Source organism: Microcystis sp. M090S1 (genome assembly GCF_020246295.1).
In the GTDB taxonomy this organism is placed as follows: Bacteria; Cyanobacteriota; Cyanobacteriia; order Cyanobacteriales; family Microcystaceae; genus Microcystis; species Microcystis aeruginosa.
This window is the reverse complement of record NZ_JADBTF010000211.1, coordinates 1-4,550: the sequence shown is the minus strand read 5'-3', so window position 1 is coordinate 4,550 and position 4,550 is coordinate 1. Positions and strand designations below refer to the sequence as shown.

Here is a 4,550-nt window from a genome sequence, read left to right as displayed (position 1 = left end):
GTTGGGAATCTGGTAATGTACCGCAAGTCCTTCGTCATCGCTCTGCCTATCTAAATGGTTGCCTTTTTTAACTTTTTTATTGAGTTCATTAAGCATTTCTACTTATTACAAAGGTGAGATGCTCCCCCTGGTGACCTGGTGACCTGGTGCGTTGTTACTGAAACTTGCTACTTACTACAAAAACGAGTGGGAATAGATGTCCCAAAAACCCTTATTCATAAAATCTCCACAGGAGAACTACAGGTATTCAACCTCAAAACTAAGCACTGCCAACGCATTGAAGAACTGATGCAAAAATATAGAGATTTGCCAATGGATTTAGCCGACGCATCTTTGGTTATTTTAGCAGAAGAATTAGGTTCAGGTCAAATTCTTTCCGTTGATTATCGAGATTTTAATACCTATCGTTGGAAAAATACGGAGCCATTTCAAAATCTTTTTCAAGAACAAATGTAATCCGGAACAGGCTTCTAGTTCCTGTGTTTGATATTCAGGCAGAATGAATGATATAATTGGTGCGTGGGGTGTGGCTCTCTCGTGCAAAAGCTTGTTACCTGTAGGATATAACGATCTCAGGTCTTTTGTCAAGTCTAATTTGAGGGATTTTGCTCCCGTAAACATCAGCTTTTGGGGAACTCGATAGATAAATTATGAATTATGAATTATGAATTATGAATTATCAAAAAGAATAGAAGAAACAAATAGATATTCGGGAACGTTGTTTTGAGTATGCACTGCGAGCAATTAAACTTTATCAATAAACAATAATTTGAGAAAATGAACCAAAAAACTTACCAACTAACCTTAAACTTTGACCAGATTTTAGATTTGGTTAAACAACTCCCAGAAAGTGACAAAATACAACTCAGTAAAGAACTCGAAAAAGAAACTTTAAATCACAAATTAACCCAACTTTTAGAAACCTTTAAAACTGATGAGCTTTCCCTAGAGACAATTACCGAAGAAGTGGAGGAAGTTAGGGCTGAAATTTATGGACAACAAGCCACCGATTAAAGTTATTATTGATACTAACCTTTGGATTAGCTTTCTTATTGGTAAACAGTTAGCTGGTTTAAAATATCTACTGATTGAAAAAACTCTTGTGCCGATTTTTTCTCCACAGCTACTTAATGAGATTAACCTTGTTACCAAAAGACCAAAATTACAAAAGCATTTTTCCCAAAGAAAAGTTCAAGAATTACTTGAGCTTTTAAACATAATTGGGTTATGTATTGAGACTAAATCAAAAATTAATATCTGTAGAGATGCTAAAGATAACTACCTTTTAGCCTTAGCCAAAGATAGTCAAGCTGACTTTTTAATTACAGGCGATCAAGATTTATTAATTTTGCAACAATTTGGAATAACTAAAATTGTTACTTATCAACAATTTTTGGTAATCTGTAGATTGGGTTGAGGAACGAAACCCAACTCAATTATTTAAAAGTGTTGGGTTTCACTATCGTTCAACCCAACCTACGATAATACTTTATTGATGATCGCTGTCAATTTAATTGATGCCCGTAATATGTTGTAAAATCGTATCTAATTTTTGGTTAATCTCATCACGAAACTCTTCAAAATTCGATTGAAGCCGATCAACTTTATCTTCAAGATGATCAATTTCCTCATAGACTCGATCAAAACTCCGGTTTAGCTCTCTTCCTGTCACTTGGGTATCTTCCAGACGCTCCAGGCGCCGATTAAGACTCCTCAATTGACGCTCCACTTCATAATTTTTATCGTTCGGTTCCTGAGCTTGTGCCATAGGGAAAATCGTTGAATGAGAATGTCTTAACTCAATTATATGTTAACTTATTGACTAAATAAAGGATTCTACTTCTCTTAAATCAGCTTGTAGGGTGCGTGTTTGCGCGTATTTAAAGGAAATTTGTTAATAATTAAATTATTATCGCGCCGTAACGCATTATCTTAAGAAAATTGGTGCGTTACGCTATCACTAACGCACCCTACTGGACTGTTTCAGCTAATTTGGTGTATTAGAAAAATGCTATAAATTCTATAATCTAAGACTTTAAGCCGAAATCTATTGCCCTATTTTAGCTGAAACAGTCCACTACAAGATAGGCGATTGCACTTACTCATCAATGCCCCAATTGTAAAACAATCTTAGATAGGGATCATAATGCAGCAATAAATATTCTTAAAAAAGGGTGGCAATATTTGGGAAATCATCTCAACGGTACTGTTGGGCAAACAGAAACCGACCCAAACGCCTTGGGAGAGTCCGGCCTCTGGGGTTTCAGTGGAGACATTGAGAATCTAAGCTGTCTCGTTGAACAAGGAATTTCCGATAGTGATAGGTCAAGAATCCCCCGTCACAGCCTAGCTTGACGGTGGGAGTATGTCAATAAGTCGCACATCTGTGCTTCCCACACGATTAACTTGGTTTCAGACAAACTTTACTGGAATTTGGTTTGGCTGTTTCGAGTCTGACCATGAAATCCAGGATCATCCAGTAACAATGCTGACTCGATTCTATCCCGGTGGTTTTTTCCCGCTGCATGGACATCCTGGTGGTGAAGAGATTTTGGTGCTTGAAGGCAATTTTGTAGATGAAACAGGGGTCGGACGTAGAGCCAAAAAAGACAGGCATTGAGCCTGTCTAAAAAACAAAACAAATTCCCTATCAGCTGACCACAAATAAGGAGTTTTTTGCGTCAAATTTCCAAGCAATACCATCGGGATCTCTGATGCGACTCCAATCGGCAAATTCTGCTTCCGATTTATTTTTTTTGTTTCTACCCAAAACGGCTGGGGTAACTCCTAAACGTTTAGCCAAATCCGCCAAACTCATCGATGAGATGGTTTCAGATACAGTGGTTAGAGATTCTTCCCTAACTTCTGATTCTGATTGGGATAAAGAACTGTCAGGACTGTTCAAACTAGGATTAATTATCTCCTCCGGTTCTTGAATTACCGTTTCTTGAACAGCGATCGCTGCGGTATTTTCTTCCTCTTTTTCCTCAAATAATTTACCTAAATTAGTCAGAGGTTGGGAGGAGGAAATAACAGGAACCTCCGGGACAGAATCTTCGCTCTTCTCTGCGACAATCAGGGGGGATTTAGTCTCCTGCGATTGCTCTAAATTGGTCCGAGGGAATCTCGATGCAGTAATCGCAGGAATTTGTTTTTCCCCTATTTCTTCTAAAGAGGGGTCACTCTCATCAAAAATACTACCCAAGGTACTGGCGGTGATAAAGTAATAGGCCATACCCTTATCGCCTACAGCTTTTTTTTGCGCCCCAAATTCCTCAGCTTTTTTGTCTAAAAATTGTCTAGCTAATTTGGCCGTGAGATTGGCTTTTGCCGATAGGTCAATCGGGGTGAGACAACCTTGATTGTCCTGTAAAAGTTGATTGAAATAGGGGTTAATCACCGTCGATAATTTTGACCAGCGATAGTCTTGCCACACCTTGACTGCAAGAGTTAAGAAGAAGACAAGTAGGAGCAATGGCCAAGCGGTAAAAACAAGGATGATTAGCACCGCTAGGGGGATGATGAGGACGAGAAACCCCGCCGTTTGACGATCGATAATTTTTCCAGTCATAATTTCATAAGCTGCCACAATTAAAATTCTTAATGGCTAGTTTGACTATCTCCTGCCATAAGTGTATATGACCAGTTTAGGCTTTATTGGTCACGCCGGTTAGTTCTAGTCGTTCAAACATGGCAAATCGTGCCTTCAAGGCCAGAGAATCATCAAGTTTTGTTAAAAAAATCGGTTTTTGATACTTTTGTTCTAAAGCTTTTTGGATTAACCAATCAGCTAAAAAGGGATTTTTGGGTAGTAAGGGACCATGAGCATAGGTAGCGATCGCATTGTGGTAAAATGCCCCTTCATAACCGTCCTCTCCGTTATTTCCGTAACCGGTAATCACCTTTCCTAAGGGAGAAACGGTTTGTAAATAGGTACGACCCCCGTGATTTTCAAAGCCAATTACTAGCGGTTTTTCCCCGGTCATAGCTTTAATTTCCTCCGCTAAGGGGGAGGCAGTAATTTCAAAAACCACGTTACCGATACAGCGTTTTGCATTGGATCCAGGATGTTTACTTACTAGGTCTAATAATCCTAATCCCTCGATTCTTTGACCGAAAGCTGGTTCGTAATAATGTCCTAATAATTGTGGGGAACCACAGGTAAAAACCCCCGGTATTCCTGCCGATAATTGTTCTTTCATCGCCGCCGCTTTTTTCCCCTGTAAATCCCGCATAACGATCTCCTGCTGCCGATCCTGCGCCCCACCCCCAACAATTATATCTACTTGATAAAATGTCTCGGCTTCTGTTTGAGCATCTAGGGGAATAATTGTCACAGGAATATCACGCCATTGACATCTTCTTTGAATAGTAATAACATTACCTCGATCGCCGTAGGTACTCATTAAGGTCGGATACAACCAGCCGATTTTTAGTTCTATTTCTTGCATAATTTCTTAGGGGAAATGGGGGAATGGGGAAATGGGGAAATGGGGGAATGGGGAAGTGGGGGAGTGGGGGAATGGGGAAGTGGGGAAGTGGGGAAGCGG

General features: G+C 39.6%; 6 protein-coding genes and 2 pseudogenes. 5 read left to right on the top strand and 3 right to left on the bottom strand.

The genetic code is table 11. The features are described 5' to 3' along the window. Nucleotides 1-135: 135 nt before the first annotated feature. The 3 genes and pseudogenes from IM477_RS09585 to IM477_RS09575 form a co-directional block, all read left to right on the top strand. Nucleotides 136-456, top strand: a pseudogene (locus IM477_RS09585) (PIN domain-containing protein); the annotation flags it as partial. 321 nt (nucleotides 457-777) lie between these two features. Beyond that, on the top strand, nucleotides 778-1,014 hold the full coding sequence (vap15, locus tag IM477_RS09580) for a type II toxin-antitoxin system VapB15 family antitoxin (RefSeq protein WP_002771194.1): 237 nt from the start codon (nucleotides 778-780) through the stop codon (nucleotides 1,012-1,014). Then, nucleotides 992-1,417 carry a putative toxin-antitoxin system toxin component, PIN family gene (locus IM477_RS09575; RefSeq protein WP_287731525.1) on the top strand — a complete coding sequence of 142 codons (426 nt, stop codon included), beginning with the start codon at nucleotides 992-994 and terminating at the stop codon, nucleotides 1,415-1,417. Before vap15 ends, IM477_RS09575 begins: the two co-directional genes overlap by 23 nt. A gap of 93 nt (nucleotides 1,418-1,510) precedes the next feature. On the opposite strand, the gene IM477_RS09570 is transcribed toward IM477_RS09575, so the two are convergent. Further along, nucleotides 1,511-1,768, bottom strand: a complete 258-nt coding sequence (locus IM477_RS09570; protein WP_002762931.1) for a hypothetical protein — start codon at nucleotides 1,766-1,768, stop codon at nucleotides 1,511-1,513. A gap of 332 nt (nucleotides 1,769-2,100) precedes the next feature. Here IM477_RS09570 and IM477_RS09565 point away from each other — a divergent pair. Further along, nucleotides 2,101-2,355 (top strand): annotated as a pseudogene (locus tag IM477_RS09565) (zinc ribbon domain-containing protein); the annotation flags it as partial. A gap of 10 nt (nucleotides 2,356-2,365) precedes the next feature. Beyond that, the gene (locus IM477_RS09560) at nucleotides 2,366-2,620 is read left to right on the top strand and encodes a cupin domain-containing protein (RefSeq protein ID WP_242034763.1); all 255 of its coding nucleotides are present in this window, start codon (nucleotides 2,366-2,368) and stop codon (nucleotides 2,618-2,620) included. A 30-nt stretch (nucleotides 2,621-2,650) separates the two neighbouring features. Here the strand turns inward: IM477_RS09560 and IM477_RS09555 are convergent, their stop codons facing one another. Continuing rightward, nucleotides 2,651-3,571 carry a hypothetical protein gene (locus IM477_RS09555; RefSeq protein ID WP_353845538.1) on the bottom strand — a complete coding sequence of 307 codons (921 nt, stop codon included), beginning with the start codon at nucleotides 3,569-3,571 and terminating at the stop codon, nucleotides 2,651-2,653. Between the two features lie 76 nt (nucleotides 3,572-3,647). Beyond that, nucleotides 3,648-4,451: a type 1 glutamine amidotransferase gene (locus IM477_RS09550; RefSeq protein ID WP_287731523.1), complete on the bottom strand. Its 804-nt coding sequence runs from the start codon at nucleotides 4,449-4,451 to the stop codon at nucleotides 3,648-3,650. Nucleotides 4,452-4,550 lie beyond the last annotated feature (99 nt).

Excerpts from the sequence above, each read along its gene's own strand:
- vap15 (WP_002771194.1), top strand. The coding sequence starts at position 778 with ATGAACCAAAAAACTTACCAACTAACCTTAAACTTTGACCAGATTTTA.
- IM477_RS09575 (WP_287731525.1), top strand. The coding sequence starts at position 992 with ATGGACAACAAGCCACCGATTAAAGTTATTATTGATACTAACCTTTGG.
- IM477_RS09570 (WP_002762931.1), bottom strand. The coding sequence starts at position 1,768 with ATGGCACAAGCTCAGGAACCGAACGATAAAAATTATGAAGTGGAGCGT.
- IM477_RS09560 (WP_242034763.1), top strand. The coding sequence starts at position 2,366 with ATGTCAATAAGTCGCACATCTGTGCTTCCCACACGATTAACTTGGTTT.
- IM477_RS09555 (WP_353845538.1), bottom strand. The coding sequence starts at position 3,571 with ATGACTGGAAAAATTATCGATCGTCAAACGGCGGGGTTTCTCGTCCTC.
- IM477_RS09550 (WP_287731523.1), bottom strand. The coding sequence starts at position 4,451 with ATGCAAGAAATAGAACTAAAAATCGGCTGGTTGTATCCGACCTTAATG.